Here is a 19204-nt window from a genome sequence, read left to right as displayed (position 1 = left end):
ATACAAATAGACAAAAACGCATCAAAAATACCATCAAAACAAAAACAAAAGACACAAAACCACACAAAACATAACGACAAAACGGCAAAAACTACAGAAATAAATAAAATAAAGCCAAATACACTTAAAACAATACACTAAAATATTAAGCTGTTATTTATTCATGATTTTCCTTATTTTTGACGTTCTCCATAATAAAATCATGATACACAGAGAAAAAGTAAAAAGTCTGCTCGAGACAGAAGAGTTTAACAGAGAAGTAACCGTTATGGGTTGGGTACGTACTTTCCGTAACAACCAGTTCATTGCTATAAATGATGGCTCCTGCATGGGAAACATCCAGATCGTTGTTGATTTTAATAATACTCCTGAGGCATTGCTTAAACGCATTACAACCGGTGCTGCGATCGCAGTAAAAGGTACAATCGTTGAATCTGCAGGAAAAGGACAAAGAGTAGATATCAAAGCTGATTCGATTGAAATACTAGGCGATAGCGACCCGGAAAAATTCCCATTACAACCAAAAAAACACAGCTTAGAGTTTTTAAGGGAAATTGCACATTTACGTTTCCGCACCAATACATTTAACGCGGTATTTAAAGTACGCCATGCTTTAGCCTTTGCCATACATCAGTTTTATAATGAAAGAGGTTTTGTATACATGCACACCCCGATCATTACAGCATCAGATGCTGAAGGAGCTGGTGAAATGTTTAAGGTAACAACATTAGATCTTGATAAGCCTCCTCGCACCGAAGATGGTCAGGTAGACTATTCAGAAGATTTCTTTGCACGTTCTGCTAACCTAACCGTATCTGGACAGCTTGAAGGTGAGTTAGCTGCAATGGCATTTGGACAGATTTACACTTTCGGACCTACCTTTAGAGCCGAAAACTCAAATACTACCCGTCACCTTGCTGAGTTTTGGATGGTTGAACCAGAGGTTGCTTTTGCTGACCTTGAAGACAACATGCAACTGGCAGAAGACATGATGAAATATATCATTAGTTACGCGCTAAAAAATTGCAAAGAAGAAATTGATTTCTTAAACAACCGTTTACTGGAAGAAGAGAAAACAAAACCTCAAAATGAGCGCAGTGAATTATCGCTGATTGAGAAGTTAAATTTCTGTTTAGACAACGAGTTTGAACGCTTAACCTACACAGAAGCAATCGCGATTTTAAAGTCTTCAAAACCTAATCAAAAGAAACAATTCAAATATCTTATTGATGAATGGGGAGCAGATCTACAGTCAGAGCACGAGCGCTACCTGGTAGAAAAACATTTCAAAAAACCAGTAATTTTAACCGATTATCCTGCAGACATAAAATCATTCTACATGCGTCAGAATGAACCGGACGCTCAAGGCAGAAAAACAGTGGCCGCGATGGATATTCTTTTCCCTGGAATTGGTGAAATGATTGGTGGTTCGCAAAGAGAAGAACGCCTGGACAAATTGACTCAACGAATGGAAGAGCTAAATATTCCTACCGAAGAATTATGGTGGTTTTTAGATACCAGACGTTTTGGTTCAGCCCCACACTCTGGTTTTGGATTAGGCTTTGAAAGACTGGTTCTATTTGTAAGTGGTATGACGAACATCAGAGATGTAATTGCCTTCCCTCGTTTCCCAAAAAACGCAGAGTTTTAACATCAATAAACCATAAAAAAATGCCCTGAACTAATATTTAGCTCAGGGCATTTTGTTTACAAAGCAATTCTTTTAAGGCTTACTCTTCCCTTCATCCAGCTGATCTGAATAAGAGTTTGCATGTGCATAGTCCACAAGAGACACCTTATAGTCTGTAGGCACAAAACTCGAAGAAGTACTCAATGCCATCCCCAATTCAAACCTTAACGGATAAGGCGTCTGCAACAAACTACCTTCTGGTATATAAGGGAAACTTTCGATATAAGATTGCATTAGATTTGGAGCTACTCTACGGTTAATATAAGCACGCGTAAGCTGATGAGTATGGTGTAAACCTGCCGCACCCAACAACTCAACTGCACTTGCCACAGTAAGCCTATGGAAGTTAAATACCCGAACCTTCTTATCTTCTACAACTAAGCCTTTCATCAAACTTGGATCTTGCGTAGCAACACCTGTTGGACAAGTATTACTATTGCATTCCAATGCTTGTATACAACCTAAGGCAAACATCATCCCTCTAGCAGAATTACACATATCTGCACCAAGTGCAATATTTTTAACCAGGTCAAATCCTGACGCCACTTTACCAGAGGATATAATTTTAATGTGTTGTTTTAAATTAAAGCCCACAAGTACATCATACACAAAAGCTACTGCTTCTCGCAAAGGCATACCCACAGCATTCGAGAACTCTTGTGGAGAAGCTCCGGTACCACCCTCACCCCCATCCACAGTAATAAAATCTACATAGATGCCGGTCTCCACCATCGCTTTGCAAATGGCAAAAAACTCACTTCTACGACCAATACACAACTTTATACCGATAGGTTTACCTCCTGATAACTCACGAAGCTGTTTTACGAAACCCAACAATTCAATTGGCGTTTTAAAAGCAGCGTGTCCTGGGGGAGAAATCACATCAAATCCTTCTTTTACCAACCTGATCCTTGCAATTTCGGGCGTAACTTTACGCGCTGGCAATATTCCACCATGACCAGGTTTAGCACCTTGCGAAAGCTTAATTTCAATCATTTTAACCTGATCAGATTTCGCACGTTCACCAAATGCTTCAGGATTAAAAGTACCATCGTGGTTACGGCAACCGAAATAGCCTGTTCCAATCTGCCAGATCAAATCACCACCTGGATTGGCATGATAATCACTGATCCCACCTTCACCTGTATTGTGCGCAAAACCACCCAACTTAGCGCCTCCATTTAAGGCCAAAATAGCGTTCTGACTTAATGAACCGAAGCTCATAGCTGAAATATTATATATACTGGCAGAATAAGGCTTTAAACAAGCAGGTCCACCAACCAATACACGTGGATCAGAACTCAATTCGTGATGGCTAATGGCAGAAATACTATGGCTTAACCACTCGTAGCCATTCTCATACACATCCAACTGCGTTCCAAAAGGTATGGTATCATTGTCCATTTTAGCCCTTTGATAAATCAAAGACCGACTTAAACGACTGAAAGGTTTTCCGTTGGTATCACTCTCTACAAAATACTGATAAACTTTAGGCCTGAGATCCTCTGCCAAATACCTTAACCTACCTATCACAGGATAATTCCTTACAATACTATGTTTAGGCTGATAAAGATCATAGATACCTAATAAAACAACCGGACCGGTAAAAATGGCTATCCACCATAAGGGTGGATAAGTAAGTCCCAACATAATAGTTAGTGCTACTAAAAATGCAGCAATTGCGATAAATGCTTTTCTCATACTTATCAATTTAGTAAATGACCTGCAAATTGACCAATAATAATCCAATTTCGGCCTAAGATTTGTGTAATTTTACATATGCTTATCAAAATCTATCCTGAGAACCCAAATCCTAAAGCAATAGAACAAATTGTTGAAGTGTTAAAAAAGGGCGGTTTAATCATTTACCCTACTGATACTGTGTATGGTTTAGGTTGCGACATCACCAACCATAAGGCCATTGAAAAGATATGTAGGATAAGAGGCATTAAACCTGAAAAGGCAAATTTTTCTTTTATCTGCTCTGACCTTAGACATATTTCTGATTTCATCAAACCAATTGATACAGCAACTTTCAGAGTACTCAAAAAGGCATTACCCGGTCCTTTTACCTTTATTTTAAATGCAAACAACAATGTACCCAAACTACTTAGCTCCAATAAAAAAACTGTAGGTATAAGGGTACCCGACAATGCAATTGCACAAGAAATAGTAAGACAATTGGGGAACCCCATACTTTCAACCTCTATACGCGATGATGATGAGGTTATTGAATATTCAACCGACCCTGAGTTGATCCATGAAAAATATGAGGAACTGGTAGATCTGGTAATTGATGGTGGATATGGTGACAATGAGGCATCTACCGTGGTAGATTGCACCTCTGGCGACTTTGAGATTATCCGTGAAGGAAAAGGAGACCTAAGTAGCTTCCTATAGTTTTATTCAAAATAATTAGATTTACCTGCATGGCTAAACTATTAAACGTACAAGCTTTTAAAGACTTCTTTCGCTCTGGTCAAATTGGTGGTGTATTTCTACTTGTTTGCGTAGCCGTTTCCCTATTCATTGCCAACTCATCTTACGCCCCCGCATTTTCGGCTTTATTGGCTACAGACTTAGGCATAACCTTTGGCACACAAGCGTATTCTTTCAGTGTATCTGCCTGGATAAATGATGCCTTAATGGCTGTATTCTTTCTACTGGTCGGCTTAGAGATTAAACGCGAAATGATAGAAGGGGAACTCTCTTCCATAAAAAAAGCCTCGCTACCTGTAATAGCTGCTTTGGGCGGAATGTTGGTTCCTGCATTCATTTATTTTATATTCAACAAAGGAGAGTCTACGGCCTCTGGCTGGGGTATTCCAATGGCTACCGATATAGCTTTTGCACTAGCCATCATATCCATGCTTGGTAAAAGTGTACCTACTTCATTAAAGGTATTTTTAGCCGCTTTGGCCATTGTAGATGACCTGGGCGCTATTTTAGTAATTGCCGTATTTTACACCAATGAGGTTCATTTTGACTATCTGTTAATGGCTGGCGGAGTAATGGCATTATTAATAGCATTCAACTTCTTTAACATAAAACCACTCTACTTTTATCTTATACCTGGTATATTCTTATGGTATTTCATTCATCACTCAGGTATACATGCTACTATAGCCGGTGTATTGCTAGCCTTAACAATTCCAACCAATAAAACCAATGTAGAGTCTCCATTAGAAAAGCTGGAGCATTTACTAAACGGTCCGGTAAACTACTTTATCATGCCTATTTTTGCGTTGGCCAATACCAATATCACCTTTCAGAAAGAGATGATCGATGGTCTCGCATCTCCACTGGGCTTGGGTATTATCATTGGGCTATTTGTTGGTAAAACTATCGGAGTAACGTTATTCTCCTGGATAGGCGTAAAACTTAAACTAGGGAGCCTACCTACCAGATCGGGCTGGAAACACATTATAGGATTAGGCATGCTTGCCGGAATTGGCTTTACCATGTCTATCTTTATTTCACTGCTATCGTTTAGTGATGAGCTTCATATTACAGAAGCTAAGTTTGCAGTACTTTGTGCTTCTGTAATATCAGGCCTTGTTGGTTTTATCTTTTTAAAATCAATCCGTAAAAAGGGTCCAGAGGTTATTGCTTAAACTTCTGCATAAAAGTTTTGATGCTGCCATTTAAATCATTTGGATCAAGCGCCTTAACAAAGGCGCTACCTATAATTCCACCATTGGCATACTGACAAGCCTTATCAAAGGTTTCTTTACTATTGATTCCAAAACCGATCATCGTTGGATTATTGAGTTTCATGTCTACAATTCTGGAGAAATAATCCTCTGTATTACCTGATACCTGCAGCTGCTGACCTGTGGTGGCTGAAGTAGAAATCAGGTAAACAAAACCATTGGTCAAGCCATCAATTTTGCGGATCCGTTCTGGCGAAGTTTGTGGGGTAACCAGAAATATATTACTCAAACCATTTTCTTCAAATACAGTTTGATACAATTCTTCATACTCTACCATGGGTAGATCGGGCACAATGCAACCATCAACCCCTACTTCCACACAGGCTTTACAAAAATTCTCGACACCAAATTGTAAGACAGGATTTACATAGCCCATCAGCAACACGGGAATGCTTACTCTTTTACGTAGCTCTTTAAGTTGCTCAAACAACAACTTTAAAGTCATCCCCTGATCTAATGATTGCTTACTGCTGGCCTGAATGGTTGGCCCATCGGCTACAGGATCAGAATAAGGGAACCCAATCTCTAATAGATCGGCTCCTGCTTGCTCCAAAGCTTCCGCTATATTTATCGTATCATTTAAACCTGGATAACCAGCTGTATAGTATATTGATAGTATGTTTTTCTTGTTCTGAAAAAGTTCTTTTATTCTGCTCATTACTATTATAAATTAAAGTACTTCATGTAAGTATCCATATCCTTATCTCCTCTGCCCGAAAGACAAACCACTACATTTTCTTTTCCTGTAAAGATCATTTTCTCCAGGTAAGCCAATGCATGTGCACTCTCAATTGCAGGAATGATCCCTTCCATTTGTGTGAGCAGCAAACCTGCCTGCAAGGATTCATCATCAGTGATTGAAACATATTCTGCGCGACCTGTTTTAAACAAATGAGCATGCTGAGGGCCAATGCCAGGATAGTCCAATCCTGCAGATACAGAATGAGGTTCTACTACTTGTCCATCCTCAGTTTGCATCAAAATGCTTCTGCTTCCATGCAACACCCCTTCTTTACCTAAAAACGTAGTAGCAGCAGAGAAACCTGTATCCACCCCTTTACCTCCAGCTTCAATAGCAATCAGCTTTACTTTTTCATCTTCAATAAAATGAAAAAACATGCCCATTGCATTGCTACCGCCGCCTACGCAAGCCAATACATAATCAGGCTGATCATTTCCGGTTTGTTCTATCAATTGTTTCTTTGTTTCTTCAGAGATAATAGACTGAAAAATGGCCACCATATCAGGATAAGGATGTGGACCAACCACCGATCCGATGATATAATGCGTATCTACCGGATTGTTGATCCAGTCACGCATCGCCTCATTGGTTGCATCTTTTAAAGTTTTGCTTCCTGAAGTTGCAGGCACCACTTTTGCGCCCAACATTTTCATTCTGGCTACATTGGGAGCCTGGCGTGCAATATCAATCTCGCCCATGTAAACCACGCACTCTAATCCTCTTAAAGCACATACTGTGGCTGTAGCGACACCATGTTGTCCTGCTCCAGTTTCAGCAATGATGCGTTTTTTTCCAAGACGTTCAGCCAATAGGATCTGTCCAATGGTATTGTTAATCTTGTGCGCACCTGTATGATTCAAATCCTCTCTTTTCAGAAAAATATTGGCATTGTATTTTTCAGACAACCGTTTAGCCAAATACAAAGGAGAAGGCCGGCCAACGTAATCTTTAAGCAGCTGATGAAATTCCTGCTGAAAGGATTCATCACCAATTATTTTAAGGTAATTCTGTCTCAACTCTTCTACATTGGGATAAAGCATTTCGGGGATATACGCTCCACCAAAATCTCCATAATAACCTTTATCATTTACAAAATAACTCATATTGCTAGTTTATGCTTAAAATCATTCAATTTATCTATATCCTTTAATCCCGGTGCCAGCTCAAACCTGCTGTTGATATCGATGGCATACAAACGGGAATCATTTATTTGTTTCAATTGCTCTATACTATCCGGTCCTATGCCTCCACTTAAAAAATAAGGTTTACTTAATTTATAGTTTTCAAGGAGCGACCAGTTAAACACTTTACCAGAACCACCATGATCCGGAGTTTGTGTATCAAACAAAAAGTAATCGGCCACATTTGCATAGGCGTTTAAAGTATCGAAATCGAATTGCTCATCCACACCAAATGCTTTTATCAGCGCTATACCCGTATCCGCAAGCAGTCCCTTTAGGGCGATACAATATTTTACAGGTTCCTGCCCATGCAACTGAACAGCATTTAACCCATACAAAACTGCCAGCTGAGCCACCCTATCCAACTCTTCATTTACGAAAACACCTGTCCGCCTGATACCAGCGGGTAAATTTTTAACAAAGGAAGGTGTTAAACCATCCACAAAGCGTTTAGACCCTCTATAAAAGATAAAGCCTAAATAATCGGGTTGCAAGGTGGTAACAGCCTGTATATTATCAGGCAGTCTCATTCCGCATATTTTTAGTTTAACGTCCATTTGTTTAATTTATGCCTTCGTTATACTTGAATTGGTTTATCTTCCTGTTAGTTTTTTAAAGCTATTCAATGCTTTTTTTCCCATCAAAGAACCCTCGGCTTCATAAAAGCAATCTGCAAAAGTCTTGGTATCATCAATGGTCTGTATGGCCAAAGCAGCATTACACAGCACTACACTGTTCTGTTCATCAGTCCCCTTACCATTTAACACATTCATAAATATCTTGGCAGATGACTCAACAGTATCCCCGCCTTTAATCCGATCTTCCGAGATTTGATCAAATCCCAAATCAGTTACTTTTAGCAAGGCTTCGCCTTTTTTACTGAAAGTTTTAATATCACAGGTTAAAGAAACCTCATCAAAACCATCAACAGCATGTAATATGGTATAATTTTTATCTGTGTCCTGATATAAATAAGCATATAATCGTGCCAACTCCAGACTAAAAACGCCTACAATTTGGTTTTTAGGTTGAGCGGGATTAACCATTGGTCCTAGCATATTGAAAAACGTTTTTACGCCCAATTCCTTACGGATAGGTGCAACAGTTTTCATTGCGGGATTAAACAAAGGCGCGTGAATGAAGCAGATACCAGCCTGATCCAGACTTCTTTTTAATACATTCTGATCATTGGTAAATGAATATCCGAGGTATTCCATCACATTGGACGACCCGCAACCCGATGAAACGCCGTAATTACCGTGCTTAGCAACTTTATAACCAGCTCCAGCCGTAATAAACGAGGCTAGTGTAGAAATGTTAAAAGTATCTTTACCATCACCACCAGTACCACAAAGATCGACCAGTTCAAAATCAGAAAAGTCCAATTTTATACATAAATCAAGCATTGCATCTCTAAACCCCTGCAATTCTTCAACGGTTATATTACGCATACCATAGGCCGTAATGAATGCAGCAATCTGCGAAGTATTAAACTCTCCCATTGCAATAGCCGTTAAAATTCTTTGCGCTTCTGCTCTGCTAAAAGTCTTGTTTTCAAACAGGTGATTAAGTATTTTCTTCATGGTATGACTTCAAAAACGATTTTGTAAAAAAGGTTGTAAAACAAAAAAGGTTGCCTTAAAGCAACCCTCAAATATTATTATATAAAATAAAAACGTTCAATACAGGGTTACACTACGCATTTGCGTTGTGCCACCACCAGTTATTAAGTCCGTTTGTTAGTATCATTAAGGCAAATATGGAATTCCTTTTGCAAAGGAACAAATGTTTCTTAAAAAAAATTATTTGATGAGTGCGTTTTTCTCTTTGGTAAAATGGTTGAAAACCAGCTTATCAGCCAATGCAGGCAATAATTTATTGATCCAAACCGTCAATTTTCCTTGTCCAGTCATAATCAATGTACGTTTACGTGCAGCAATACCATCAACAATAGTATGCGCTACAGTATCGGCACTCATCATCTTTCCTTCCTCCATGCTGGTCTCTCCATGCGATGCTCCGTCTTTAGCCAAAGCCGTTACCCGAATGTTAGAAGCCGTAAAACCTGGACAGGCGACCATTACGTGCACACCAGTCTTTAACAACTCTGTCCGCAAAGATTCCATAAATCCATTCATAGCGAATTTTGAAGCAGAATATCCAGTACGACCAGGTAAACCACGATAACCTGCTATTGAAGATACACCTACGATACTTCCTTTTGCTTTCAGAATTTCCGGCAAGGCGTATTTAGTACAATATACTGTACCCCAAAAATTCACATCCATCAGATTTTTCAATACTGAAAGATCCAGTTCATTAAACAGCGCACGCATCGATAAGCCCGCGTTATTGATCAAAATATCAATCCTATCAAATGTGATTAAAGCTTGTTTTATCAACAACTTACAATCCTCTTCCTTACTCACATCTGTTTGCACAGCTACAGCTTTTATGTCATACCTTTTCTCCAGATCGGAAGTAATTTCACAGAGTGTTACGTATTGTCTGGCTGCCAGTACCAGATTAGCTCCTCGTTTTGCAAACTCTTCTGCACAAGCTTTACCTATACCCGATGACGCACCGGTAACTATAATTACTTTATTCTTAAAATCCATACGGGTTATTTAATTAATGAGTTGTGATAAGGCACACGGGTAACAATAGACCGCCCTAGCGTAATCTCATCAGCATACTCCAACTCACCACCAAAAGCAATTCCCCTGGCGATAGTTGTTATTGGAATTTGAAAATCCTTAAGTCTTTTATATAAGTAAAAGAGGGTTGTATCGCCTTCCATTGTTGCGCTTAGGGCCAGAATAACCTCCTTTACGGGAGTTGTAGCCACACGTTGCACCAAAGAGTCGATAAAAAGATCAGAAGGCCCTACACCGTCCATAGGCGATATCAGTCCACCCAGCACATGATATACACCAAAGTACTGACCGGTATTCTCCACAGCCATTACATCTCGTGTATCCTCGACCACACAAATGACATCTTTATCCCTTTTATTGGCCGTACAGATGTCGCAAATGTTATGGTCGGAAATATTATGACACACACCGCAGTGCTTTATTTCTTTTCTAAGCCTTATTACTGAATTTCCAAAATGATCAACTTCTTCCTGTTCCTTATTCAAAAGATGCAATACCAGCCTCAGTGCCGTTTTTTGTCCCACACCCGGCAACTTAGAAAATTCATTAACAGCGTCTTCAAGCAGCTTAGAAGAAAAATTCATGGTACAAATTTATATTTTATCTGTGTAAACTCATGATGGTTTCTTACATTTAGTTGCTAAAAACATAATATGACTCCAGCTATACTTTTGTCTTTTTTAATTGGGTACTTTCTGATTTTAATTATCATTGCATTTGCAACTTCAAAAAAATCGTCTGATAACTCCACTTTTTTTATTGCCAACAGAAACTCTAAATGGTATTTAGTAGCTTTTGGAATGATTGGCACGGCATTATCCGGTGTAACTTTCATCTCCGTTCCCGGAGAAGTTGGCTCGCCAGCAGGTAATCAATTTCAATATTTTCAATTTATCCTCGGCAATGCGATCGGCTTCATCATCATAGCCACGGTTCTACTCCCGCTTTATTACCGGATGAGGCTGACCTCTATTTACAGTTATATTGAGCAAAGATTGGGGCATTACAGCTATAAAACAGCTGCTTCTATCTTTTTGATCAGTCGCACCATTGGATCTGCTTTCCGTTTATACCTGGTTGTAATCGTATTGCAACGGTTTATATTCGACAGTTATGGCGTTCCTTTCTGGCTTACCGTATTGATATCCTTGGCGCTGATCTGGTCATACACCTTTAAAGGTGGTTTAAAAACCATTATCATTACCGACACGTTGCAAACGTTTTTCCTGGTGCTGTCGGTTTTCCTGACCATTTATTTTATATGCAGCAAACTGGATATGAATATTCCAGAAGCCTTTGAAACCATCAAAAACAGTGGCTATTCTAAGATCTTCTTTTATGAAGACTTCCTAACCAGCAAGTTCCATTTCAGTAAACAATTGCTTGGTGGAATATTTGTGACCATTGCAATGACAGGCCTTGATCAGGATTTGATGCAAAAAAACCTAAGTATGAAAACCATAGGTGAAGCTCAAAAGAACATGTTCACCTTCACTGGGGTATTTGTTGTTTTAAACATCTTCTTCTTAAGCGTTGGTGCTTTACTTTACATTTATGCCGCGAAAAATGGTATAGAAATCCCTTTAGATCATATTACAGGTAAACCAAGGACTGACTTTTTATTCCCTGAGATTGCTTTCAACCATTTAGCACTCATCCCCGGAATTGTATTTATGCTGGGCTTAACCGCAGCTACTTTTGCAACTACAGACTCTGCTTTAACTGCATTAACCACGTCTTTCTGTGTGGATTTTCTACAGATGGATAAAGGCGATAATGGCAACTCTGCAGGAGCTGTACGCAAACGTCATATTGTTCACGTTTCCTTTTCATTGTTGATGTTTATTGTCATCATTGTATTTAACGCCCTGAATGACCAATCTGTGGTAAACGGAATTTTTAGAGTAGCATCTTATACCTATGGCCCACTGTTAGGTCTCTATAGTTTTGGACTTTTTGTAAAAAAACGTGGATTACACGACAAATTAGTTCCTTTTATATGTATAATCTCACCGGCAATTTGTTACTTGCTAAATGATTACTCGGCTCAATTATTGGGTGGATATCAATTCAGTGTTGAATTGATCCTGGTAAACGGATTAATCACTTTTATAGGATTATTATTGATCAGCAAAAAAACTGATCAGCAAACTAAATTTTAAATTACATCTGTGTATGACTAGTGAAGAGAAAATTAGAAGCGCTTTCGAAAATAAAAACTGGCAGGAAATAAAAGTTACGGACTCCTGGCAGATCTTTAAAATAATGGCCGAATTTGTTGATGGCTTTGAGAAATTAGCCAAAATAGGCCCATGCGTATCCATCTTTGGATCAGCAAGAACTGCAGAAACAAATAAATACTATGAAATAGCTGTTGAATGTGGCAGGTTATTAACTGAACGCGGATATGGTGTGATTACTGGCGGTGGTCCAGGTATCATGGAAGCGGGAAATAAAGGTGCCCACATGAATGGTGGTAAATCGGTAGGATTAAACATAGATTTACCTTTTGAACAGTTTCACAACAAATATATCGACCACAATAAACTCCTGGAATTTGACTACTTTTTTATCAGGAAAGTAATGTTTATGAAGTATTCTCAAGGCTTTATTGTATTACCTGGCGGAATGGGCACCATGGATGAGTTGTTTGAAGCCATTACGCTAATACAAACCGGCAAGGTTGCACGATTCCCTATTGTACTGATTGGAAAGGAATACTGGGGCGGTTTAATAGAATGGATTAGTGGTACGATGTTACAACAAGAACACAATATCCATGCTGAAGATTTAAACCTTTTTAGATTGGTTGATACCGCTGAAGAAGCGGCTGAACATATCTTCAGGTTCTATGAAAAATATGTATTGAAACCGAATTTTTAGCGTTTAGTATTTTACTATAAAAAGGTCAAATATTGTTCGTCTCCTCGTACCTTAGGCCCTGAAGAAGGGCAAAGCTACGCATGTCGACTCACAACATTTGATCTTTTTATTTGAAATCGTCTAACAAACATACAAACCCGCTAAAAGATTCGATTTGTATGGTGTAGAGGCTTACTTAACCTAAAATATCGTTGATTTTTTCTGTAGGTCTTGCAATCACAGCCCTATCACCAGAGACTAATATTGGGCGTTCGATTAAGATCGGATTTATGACCATCGCAGCAATCCATTCTTCATCAGAAAGCTCCTTTCCTTTATACTTCTCTTTATAAATCGGTTCTATTTTACGAACCAGCTCATGAGCCCTAATGCCAAGCTTACTAATAATAGAACGTAATTCCTCTGCACTTGGCGCAGTTTCCAGGTAGTTTACAATTTCAAACTCTTCACCGCTTTCTTCTAAAACAGCCAAAGCACACCTGCTTTTACTGCATCTGTTATTATGATAAATCTTTATCATTTTGATAAAATTAAAATCTGATTAAACACCTATTTTATTTGTCAGCTTACCTATCACTCTTGCCGGGTGTTAGTCATTCCAGAAAAAAATTGATTGTTGTGAGACGACATGCAAAATTTTTGCCCTTCAGCAAAAAGTTTGAGGAGGTGAACAATAATCAATTTTTTTACCCAAAATGGCTAACACCACCAGACACTACCAATTTCATGGCGTCGGCAGCACTCATATTTAATGGTTTTATTTTCTCATGCTTCACAATGTATACCTGTCCGGCAAACGAGTAAGAGAACGGGAAGTATACGATCGACTCTCCAGGTAGATTAATAGATTTCAAATCGCCCTGCGTAAGAAAACCAATACGTTTTAAATCCCCTTCCACTTCTACCAAAACAGGATTATTGAACTTCTTTTCATCACCCACAAAAGCCTCGGTAAGGTCTTTTATGGAGGAATAAATAAACTTTAAAAGAGGCACTTTATCCAGTAAACGCTGAAACCAGTTGTACATGGGTTCGGTAACGAAATACGTTACAAAAATACCGGCCAATAATATTAACGAGATGACAAGCGCAAGTCCTAAACCGGGGATATTCCGACTTGCTCCTGTTTTAGGATCAACACCCAGAATATTATTTACATTTAACCAGCTGTCTACTGTTGTTACAGCCCAGATTACAATAAAAATACTTAACGCAATAGGGAGTACGATTAACAATCCTTTGATCAGATAATTCAATAACGCCCTGCCAACTCTATTCATAATGCAAACTTAGATAAAAACTTTATAACCACGTGCAACAACTCTATTCGTAAAAATATACTCGCTTAACTCGCTGAGAAACATTAGTCAGTATCTCATAAGGAATTGTACCAATCTGCTCGGCCAATCTGGAAATGGTTAGTTGATCATTAAATACAATAACCTCATCCCCTGTTTTCACATCTAGCCCAGTCACATCCAACATACACATATCCATACAGATTACGCCAACTGTTGGAACCAGCTTTCCTTTAATCAACATATTACCTACTCCATTGCCAAACGCACGACTGTACCCATCGGCATACCCAATTTTCACAGTAGCAATAGTACCACCATCAGACAACCACCCCTTGCGACCATAACCAACGGTTTCATTGGGTTTAATTTGTTTAACTTGAGTAATGGTTGTTTTTAAAACAGCCACAGTTTGCAAACCTTTATTGTTTTTTAATCCAGCATCAAAACCATACAAACCAATTCCAATTCTTACCATATCCAACTGTGCATCGGGATGGCGGGAAACCCCTGAAGTATTGGAAATGTGTTTGATAAATTTATAGTCGAGTGCATTGCCAATTGCATTTGCGACAGTATTAAACAGTGTGATCTGGTATTTCGTGAACTCATCATGCATCCCTTCTTCACTTCCAACCAAATGCGAAAATACAGATGCTACTTTTACCTTTTTTGTTTCGCTTAATGCTTTTAAAAGCGCTGGTAAATCTGGTTCTTCAAAACCAAGACGATGCATTCCGGTATCAATTTTTAAATGAACAGGATAATCAAACTCTGGCACGAAACTGATAAAGCTTTTTAAAATCTCTAAATTATACAATTCTGGTTCGAGCTTAAAACGAACAATCGCATCAAAGGCCGATGGCTCAGGACTCATAACTAGGATTGGCATTTTTATGCCTGCTTTTCTTAACGCAATTCCTTCATCAGCATACGCAACAGCCAGATAATCTACTTTATGATATTGCAATAAATTTGCAATTTCAAAGCTGCCACTACCATAAGAAAAAGCCTTAACCATAGCCATCACTTTAACACCAGGCGCTAGCTTACTCCGATAAAACTGTAGATTACCAGCCAATGCATTCAAATCGACCTCCAAAACCGTGTCATGCACTTTTTGGGCAATCAATTTACTGATACGCTCAAACTCAAATTTCCTTGCTCCTTTTACCAAAATAGTCTCATTGCTAAAATGCATAGCAGGGAAGCTTTCGATAAAGCCTTGCGTGTTTTCGAAAAAAGTAGTTTCAAGATCAAATAACGCGGCCGATGCCATAATATGTGGGCCGACACCAATTAACCGATCTACCTCCTTTTGTTTTAAAAGGGAGGCAATTTCGGTGTAAAGAACTTCATTACTTTTACCTGTTTCAGAAATATCAGATAAGATTAAGGTTCTTTTAGGATGTTGATTCTGAATGTTCAGAAAATCTAGTGCAATAGCAAGCGAGGAGATGTCAGCACTATAGGAATCATCAATTATGGAGCAATTATTAATACCATTTTTCAATTCTAACCGCATACTTACCCTGGTTAGTTTTTCCAGACGTTCATCAGCTTCCTCTGGTGTGTAGCCAAGCGCCAATAAAGTTGCCCAGCAAATGATCCCATTTTCAACAGAAGCCTTATCACTAAATGGAATCAGACATTCTATTTCATGCCCTTTAAACTTTGCCCTAACGTAATTTCGTCCATCGATAGGCTCAATAAATAATATTTGAAGGTCAGCTTTCTCTTTAAAGCTCCAGGAAAAATGCTGCTGTCCGGGTAAATCATTTTTATGTACCCCCTCAGTATATTCGGGAGCATAAATAAATAAGGCCGTATTTTTAAATAGTTTAAGTTTTTCATGCAACTTTTCGGTTTGCGAAGAGAAACCTTCGGCATGTGCTTCACCAACGTTTGTCAGAATGCCTATTGTGGGCTGAATAATATCAGCCAGCACATCCATTTCATTATTTTTTGAGATGCCCGCTTCGAAAATACCTAAGGTATGATCGGCACCTATCTCCCAAACTGAAAGCGGCACACCAATTTGAGAATTAAAACTTTTTGGGCTTCTTATAATATTGAAATCGGCAGCCAACAACTGGTACAGCCATTCCTTAACAATAGTTTTACCATTACTACCTGTTATCCCCAACACCTCTAAATCGTATAGCTTACGGTTATATTTTGCCAGCGTTTGTAAGGAAAACAACACATCCTTAACCAGCAAGATGTTTGCGTCGGGATACCGCTCGGCATATCTAGCATCGCTAATCACAAAGCTACGAATACCATTAGCATAAGCGTCCGCAAGGTATTCATGACCATCCCTTTTGCCACTTAAGGCAAAAAACAAGGAACCATCTGGATCTATCACCGTCCTGCTGTCAATCACCAATTTCCTAATTACTGCGTCTTGTGCTTTTTTAAAAGACGCAATGTTTAATAAATCTGCAATGTGATTAATTGTATAAGGGGAAATGCTCATTCGGCAAAATTAAGCTTATGCTTCCTATTTTTTATAAACCAGAACTATTTTAAATTATATTTTTAAAAATATATACTATTCAAATTCTACGCTTAATTTACTAAGCATGTTGATGCAAAATAGACTCCAGCAAAGCACTTGATTCTTGCTCCGGGCTAATCAAATCCTGTAAAGTAACCCGATCCAACAACTGATCAACCGTAAGCTGTATCATTTGCCATAAAGAGCGTATGGAGCAATCAACAGAATTAGTGCACAGCTTTAAAGCACCAGGATAATCCTGACAAAATTCCTTGCTAAACAGTGCCCCGCCCAGAACTTTCATCACCTGATTGATATTAACCTCTACAGCCGGTCGCGCCAATACATAACCACCCTTATAACCTGGGGTACTATTGATATAACCAGCAATACGTAAAATACGTGTAAGCTTGGCTACATAAGCTGTAGAAATCCCCTCGCTTTCACTTATAGCTGGGATACTAATCCCCTCATTTTGATCATGTCTTGCAATACGAAGTAAAATCCTTAGCCCATATTCCTCTTGTGCAGTAATTTTCATTTTCTTTAAAATCTTTAATTACATCATTCCCAATTCAAACCGGGCAGTTTCAGACATCATATCCCTATTCCATGGCGGCTCCCAGGTTACAATAACCGTGACTTCATTAACCCCTTCAATCTCTTTGACCTTCTGTTCTACCTCTTGGGGGATGATCTGTGCAGCAGGACAACCAGGTGCAGTAAGTGTCATCACAATCTGCACATTATTTAGCGGGGGCATAATCTCCGTTTCGTAGATCAACCCAAGCTCATATATGCTGACCGGTATTTCTGGATCATATATGGTCTGCAAACAATCAATAACTTTCTGTTTTAATTCTTCCTTATCCATGATCTATTTTATTTTTTTCGCCCTCCTGCATCATTTTATAAGCGAGTGCGTAGTTTTTCATCTGTTTAATCATAGCCAGTAAACCATTGGAACGGGTCTGAGCCAGATGTGTCATCATGCCAATTTCAGCTATGAAGTCCATTTTGGCCGTCAATATATCTTCCGGACTATGTCCCGATAACACTTTGATCAACATACTAATTAAACCTTTAACGATAACAGCATCACTATCGGCCTTAAAAACCACCGCACCATCTTCATACGAGGCGGTAAGCCAAACGGTAGACTGACACCCTTTAATCTTATTCTCTTCTATCTTAGCCTGATCTTCCAGCACATCCAGTTTTTTACCTAGGTCGATAATGTATTCATACTTATCTTCCCAGCTGTCAAACAAGGAAAAATCTTCAACAATTTCCTTTTCTATTTCAGCAATTGGCTTCACATTCATTACAATAACATTTTTAAAGCCTTATGTAAACCAGCAACCAGAACATCTATTTCCTCTTTCTGATTGTACAATGCAAAAGAGGCCCTTACTGTACCTGGAATACCAAACCGCTTCATTAAAGGCTGCGTACAATGGTGACCTGTTCTAACAGCAATCCCCATATTATCCAGCAATACACCGATATCCTGTGGGTGTACCCCCTCAATTACAAAAGATACCAGACTAACTTTATCCTGCGCATTGCCGATAATTTTAAGGCCTGGAATCGCTTCCAATTGAGCTGTCGCATAAGCAAGTAACTCGGCTTCGTGTGCTCTGATCTGATCTTTCCCTATACTTTTAATAAAGTCTAACGCTGTTTTTAAAGCAATGGTATCCGCAATATTAGGTGTACCGGCTTCATATTTATATGGCAAATCATTATAGGTAGTTCTTTCGAAGGTCACCTCTTTAATCATCTCTCCGCCTCCCTGAAAAACAGGCATATTTTCAAGCAATTCCTTTTTACCATATAAAGCACCTACACCTGTAGGTCCATATACTTTATGCCCCGAAAAGGCAAAGAAATCGCAATCCATATCCTGCACATCAATATCAAGGTGAACGGCTGACTGTGCCCCATCAACCAATACTTTAGCACCAACTTTATGTGCTGCCGCGATCATTTCCTTAACAGGATTTACCGTACCTAACGAGTTAGATACCTGCACAATGGATACCAGTTTGGTCTTGCTACTCAGTAACTCCTCATAAACGCCCATGGCCAATTCGCCGTTATCTTTTACAGGGATTACTTTTAAAACAGCACCTTTTTCTTCACAGAGGATTTGCCAGGGCACAATATTAGAATGATGCTCCATCCCTGAAATAATAATTTCATCGCCAGCATCAATATTTTGTCTACCCCAGGTATTAGCCACCAGATTAATCGATTCGGTAGTCCCCCGGGTAAAAATAATCTCTTCTACAAAAGCGGCCCCAATAAAATCCATTACAGCAAAACGTGTAGCTTCGTAAGCTAATGTGGCTTCCTCTGCCAAGGTGTGTATGCCCCGATGTATATTGGCATTATAATGCGAATAATAATGACTCAATGCATCAATCACACTTTGTGGCTTTTGCGAAGTCGCTGCATTATCAAAATAAACCAGTGGTTTACCTTTTACCGTTCTACCTAAAATTGGGAACTGTTCCCTTATTTCTGATACCCTCATG

General features: G+C 39.0%; 19 protein-coding genes. 5 read left to right on the top strand and 14 right to left on the bottom strand.

Annotation, left to right across the window (positions count from 1 at the left end; genetic code table 11):
* Positions 1-202: 202 nt before the first annotated feature.
* Positions 203-1651: an asparagine--tRNA ligase gene (gene asnS / locus FBD94_RS03425; RefSeq protein WP_136879064.1), complete on the top strand. Its 1449-nt coding sequence runs from the start codon at positions 203-205 to the stop codon at positions 1649-1651.
* A 72-nt stretch (positions 1652-1723) separates the two neighbouring features.
* Here asnS and FBD94_RS03420 read toward each other — a convergent pair whose 3' ends face one another.
* Positions 1724-3391, bottom strand: a complete 1668-nt coding sequence (locus FBD94_RS03420; RefSeq protein ID WP_131609734.1) for an FMN-binding glutamate synthase family protein — start codon at positions 3389-3391, stop codon at positions 1724-1726.
* 78 nt (positions 3392-3469) lie between these two features.
* Here FBD94_RS03420 and FBD94_RS03415 point away from each other — a divergent pair, with 78 nt between their 5' ends.
* Positions 3470-4090 (top strand): L-threonylcarbamoyladenylate synthase, encoded by a 621-nt coding sequence (locus FBD94_RS03415; protein ID WP_131609732.1) that lies wholly within the window; start codon positions 3470-3472, stop codon positions 4088-4090.
* A 29-nt stretch (positions 4091-4119) separates the two neighbouring features.
* Positions 4120-5304, top strand: a complete 1185-nt coding sequence (gene nhaA, locus FBD94_RS03410; RefSeq protein WP_136879063.1) for a Na+/H+ antiporter NhaA — start codon at positions 4120-4122, stop codon at positions 5302-5304.
* Here the strand turns inward: nhaA and trpA are convergent.
* From trpA to recR, 6 genes are all read right to left on the bottom strand, one after another.
* Positions 5294-6061: a tryptophan synthase subunit alpha gene (gene trpA, locus FBD94_RS03405; RefSeq protein ID WP_136879062.1), complete on the bottom strand. Its 768-nt coding sequence runs from the start codon at positions 6059-6061 to the stop codon at positions 5294-5296. The two genes, nhaA and trpA, sit on opposite strands and share 11 nt — an antisense overlap.
* 5 nt (positions 6062-6066) lie before the next feature.
* Complete coding sequence (gene trpB, locus FBD94_RS03400; RefSeq protein WP_136879061.1) at positions 6067-7248, bottom strand: tryptophan synthase subunit beta; 1182 nt, start codon at positions 7246-7248, stop codon at positions 6067-6069.
* Positions 7245-7883: a phosphoribosylanthranilate isomerase gene (locus tag FBD94_RS03395; protein WP_136879060.1), complete on the bottom strand. Its 639-nt coding sequence runs from the start codon at positions 7881-7883 to the stop codon at positions 7245-7247. The genes trpB and FBD94_RS03395 overlap by 4 nt, the downstream gene beginning before the upstream one ends.
* Before the next feature lie 36 nt (positions 7884-7919).
* Positions 7920-8909, bottom strand: a complete 990-nt coding sequence (trpD, locus tag FBD94_RS03390) for an anthranilate phosphoribosyltransferase (RefSeq protein ID WP_136879059.1) — start codon at positions 8907-8909, stop codon at positions 7920-7922.
* Positions 8910-9128: 219 nt separating this feature from the next.
* Complete coding sequence (locus FBD94_RS03385; RefSeq protein ID WP_136879058.1) at positions 9129-9944, bottom strand: SDR family oxidoreductase; 816 nt, start codon at positions 9942-9944, stop codon at positions 9129-9131.
* Positions 9945-9949: 5 nt separating this feature from the next.
* Positions 9950-10567 (bottom strand): recombination mediator RecR, encoded by a 618-nt coding sequence (recR, locus tag FBD94_RS03380; RefSeq protein WP_136879057.1) that lies wholly within the window; start codon positions 10565-10567, stop codon positions 9950-9952.
* Positions 10568-10636: 69 nt separating this feature from the next.
* Here recR and FBD94_RS03375 point away from each other — a divergent pair, with 69 nt between their 5' ends.
* Positions 10637-12145: a sodium:solute symporter gene (locus FBD94_RS03375; RefSeq protein WP_131609716.1), complete on the top strand. Its 1509-nt coding sequence runs from the start codon at positions 10637-10639 to the stop codon at positions 12143-12145.
* Positions 12146-12158: 13 nt separating this feature from the next.
* On the top strand, positions 12159-12866 hold the full coding sequence (locus FBD94_RS03370) for an LOG family protein (protein ID WP_131609714.1): 708 nt from the start codon (positions 12159-12161) through the stop codon (positions 12864-12866).
* A gap of 175 nt (positions 12867-13041) precedes the next feature.
* On the opposite strand, the gene arsC is transcribed toward FBD94_RS03370, so the two are convergent.
* The 7 genes from arsC to FBD94_RS03335 form a co-directional block, all read right to left on the bottom strand.
* The gene (gene arsC, locus FBD94_RS03365; protein ID WP_131609712.1) at positions 13042-13386 is read right to left on the bottom strand and encodes an arsenate reductase (glutaredoxin); all 345 of its coding nucleotides are present in this window, start codon (positions 13384-13386) and stop codon (positions 13042-13044) included.
* Positions 13387-13552: 166 nt separating this feature from the next.
* Positions 13553-14146, bottom strand: a complete 594-nt coding sequence (locus FBD94_RS03360) for a DUF502 domain-containing protein (protein ID WP_131609710.1) — start codon at positions 14144-14146, stop codon at positions 13553-13555.
* A 43-nt stretch (positions 14147-14189) separates the two neighbouring features.
* Complete coding sequence (locus tag FBD94_RS03355) at positions 14190-16643, bottom strand: bifunctional UDP-N-acetylmuramoyl-tripeptide:D-alanyl-D-alanine ligase/alanine racemase (protein ID WP_136879056.1); 2454 nt, start codon at positions 16641-16643, stop codon at positions 14190-14192.
* A 100-nt stretch (positions 16644-16743) separates the two neighbouring features.
* On the bottom strand, positions 16744-17205 hold the full coding sequence (locus FBD94_RS03350) for an RrF2 family transcriptional regulator (RefSeq protein WP_131609706.1): 462 nt from the start codon (positions 17203-17205) through the stop codon (positions 16744-16746).
* Positions 17206-17223: 18 nt separating this feature from the next.
* Positions 17224-17538 (bottom strand): iron-sulfur cluster assembly protein, encoded by a 315-nt coding sequence (locus tag FBD94_RS03345; protein WP_136879055.1) that lies wholly within the window; start codon positions 17536-17538, stop codon positions 17224-17226.
* Positions 17531-17989 (bottom strand): SufE family protein, encoded by a 459-nt coding sequence (locus FBD94_RS03340; protein ID WP_136879054.1) that lies wholly within the window; start codon positions 17987-17989, stop codon positions 17531-17533. The genes FBD94_RS03345 and FBD94_RS03340 overlap by 8 nt, the downstream gene beginning before the upstream one ends.
* A complete protein-coding gene (locus FBD94_RS03335; RefSeq protein ID WP_136879053.1) occupies positions 17989-19203 on the bottom strand; it encodes a cysteine desulfurase in 1215 nt (404 codons plus the stop codon). Before FBD94_RS03335 ends, FBD94_RS03340 begins: the two co-directional genes overlap by 1 nt.
* Position 19204: the final 1 nt, after the last annotated feature.

This window comes from Pedobacter hiemivivus, from assembly GCF_005144565.1.
Taxonomy (GTDB): Bacteria; Bacteroidota; Bacteroidia; order Sphingobacteriales; family Sphingobacteriaceae; genus Pedobacter; species Pedobacter hiemivivus.
This window is presented reverse-complemented; position numbering and strand designations above follow the sequence as displayed.

Bases quoted from the DNA above. Each gene is read 5' to 3' on its own strand.
- asnS (WP_136879064.1), top strand. From the start codon at position 203: ATGATACACAGAGAAAAAGTAAAAAGTCTGCTCGAGACAGAAGAGTTT.
- FBD94_RS03420 (WP_131609734.1), bottom strand. From the start codon at position 3,391: ATGAGAAAAGCATTTATCGCAATTGCTGCATTTTTAGTAGCACTAACT.
- FBD94_RS03415 (WP_131609732.1), top strand. From the start codon at position 3,470: ATGCTTATCAAAATCTATCCTGAGAACCCAAATCCTAAAGCAATAGAA.
- nhaA (WP_136879063.1), top strand. From the start codon at position 4,120: ATGGCTAAACTATTAAACGTACAAGCTTTTAAAGACTTCTTTCGCTCT.
- trpA (WP_136879062.1), bottom strand. From the start codon at position 6,061: ATGAGCAGAATAAAAGAACTTTTTCAGAACAAGAAAAACATACTATCA.
- trpB (WP_136879061.1), bottom strand. From the start codon at position 7,248: ATGAGTTATTTTGTAAATGATAAAGGTTATTATGGAGATTTTGGTGGA.
- FBD94_RS03395 (WP_136879060.1), bottom strand. From the start codon at position 7,883: ATGGACGTTAAACTAAAAATATGCGGAATGAGACTGCCTGATAATATA.
- trpD (WP_136879059.1), bottom strand. From the start codon at position 8,909: ATGAAGAAAATACTTAATCACCTGTTTGAAAACAAGACTTTTAGCAGA.
- FBD94_RS03385 (WP_136879058.1), bottom strand. From the start codon at position 9,944: ATGGATTTTAAGAATAAAGTAATTATAGTTACCGGTGCGTCATCGGGT.
- recR (WP_136879057.1), bottom strand. From the start codon at position 10,567: ATGAATTTTTCTTCTAAGCTGCTTGAAGACGCTGTTAATGAATTTTCT.
- FBD94_RS03375 (WP_131609716.1), top strand. From the start codon at position 10,637: ATGACTCCAGCTATACTTTTGTCTTTTTTAATTGGGTACTTTCTGATT.
- FBD94_RS03370 (WP_131609714.1), top strand. From the start codon at position 12,159: ATGACTAGTGAAGAGAAAATTAGAAGCGCTTTCGAAAATAAAAACTGG.
- arsC (WP_131609712.1), bottom strand. From the start codon at position 13,386: ATGATAAAGATTTATCATAATAACAGATGCAGTAAAAGCAGGTGTGCT.
- FBD94_RS03360 (WP_131609710.1), bottom strand. From the start codon at position 14,146: ATGAATAGAGTTGGCAGGGCGTTATTGAATTATCTGATCAAAGGATTG.
- FBD94_RS03355 (WP_136879056.1), bottom strand. From the start codon at position 16,643: ATGAGCATTTCCCCTTATACAATTAATCACATTGCAGATTTATTAAAC.
- FBD94_RS03350 (WP_131609706.1), bottom strand. From the start codon at position 17,205: ATGAAAATTACTGCACAAGAGGAATATGGGCTAAGGATTTTACTTCGT.
- FBD94_RS03345 (WP_136879055.1), bottom strand. From the start codon at position 17,538: ATGGATAAGGAAGAATTAAAACAGAAAGTTATTGATTGTTTGCAGACC.
- FBD94_RS03340 (WP_136879054.1), bottom strand. From the start codon at position 17,989: ATGAATGTGAAGCCAATTGCTGAAATAGAAAAGGAAATTGTTGAAGAT.
- FBD94_RS03335 (WP_136879053.1), bottom strand. From the start codon at position 19,203: ATGAGGGTATCAGAAATAAGGGAACAGTTCCCAATTTTAGGTAGAACG.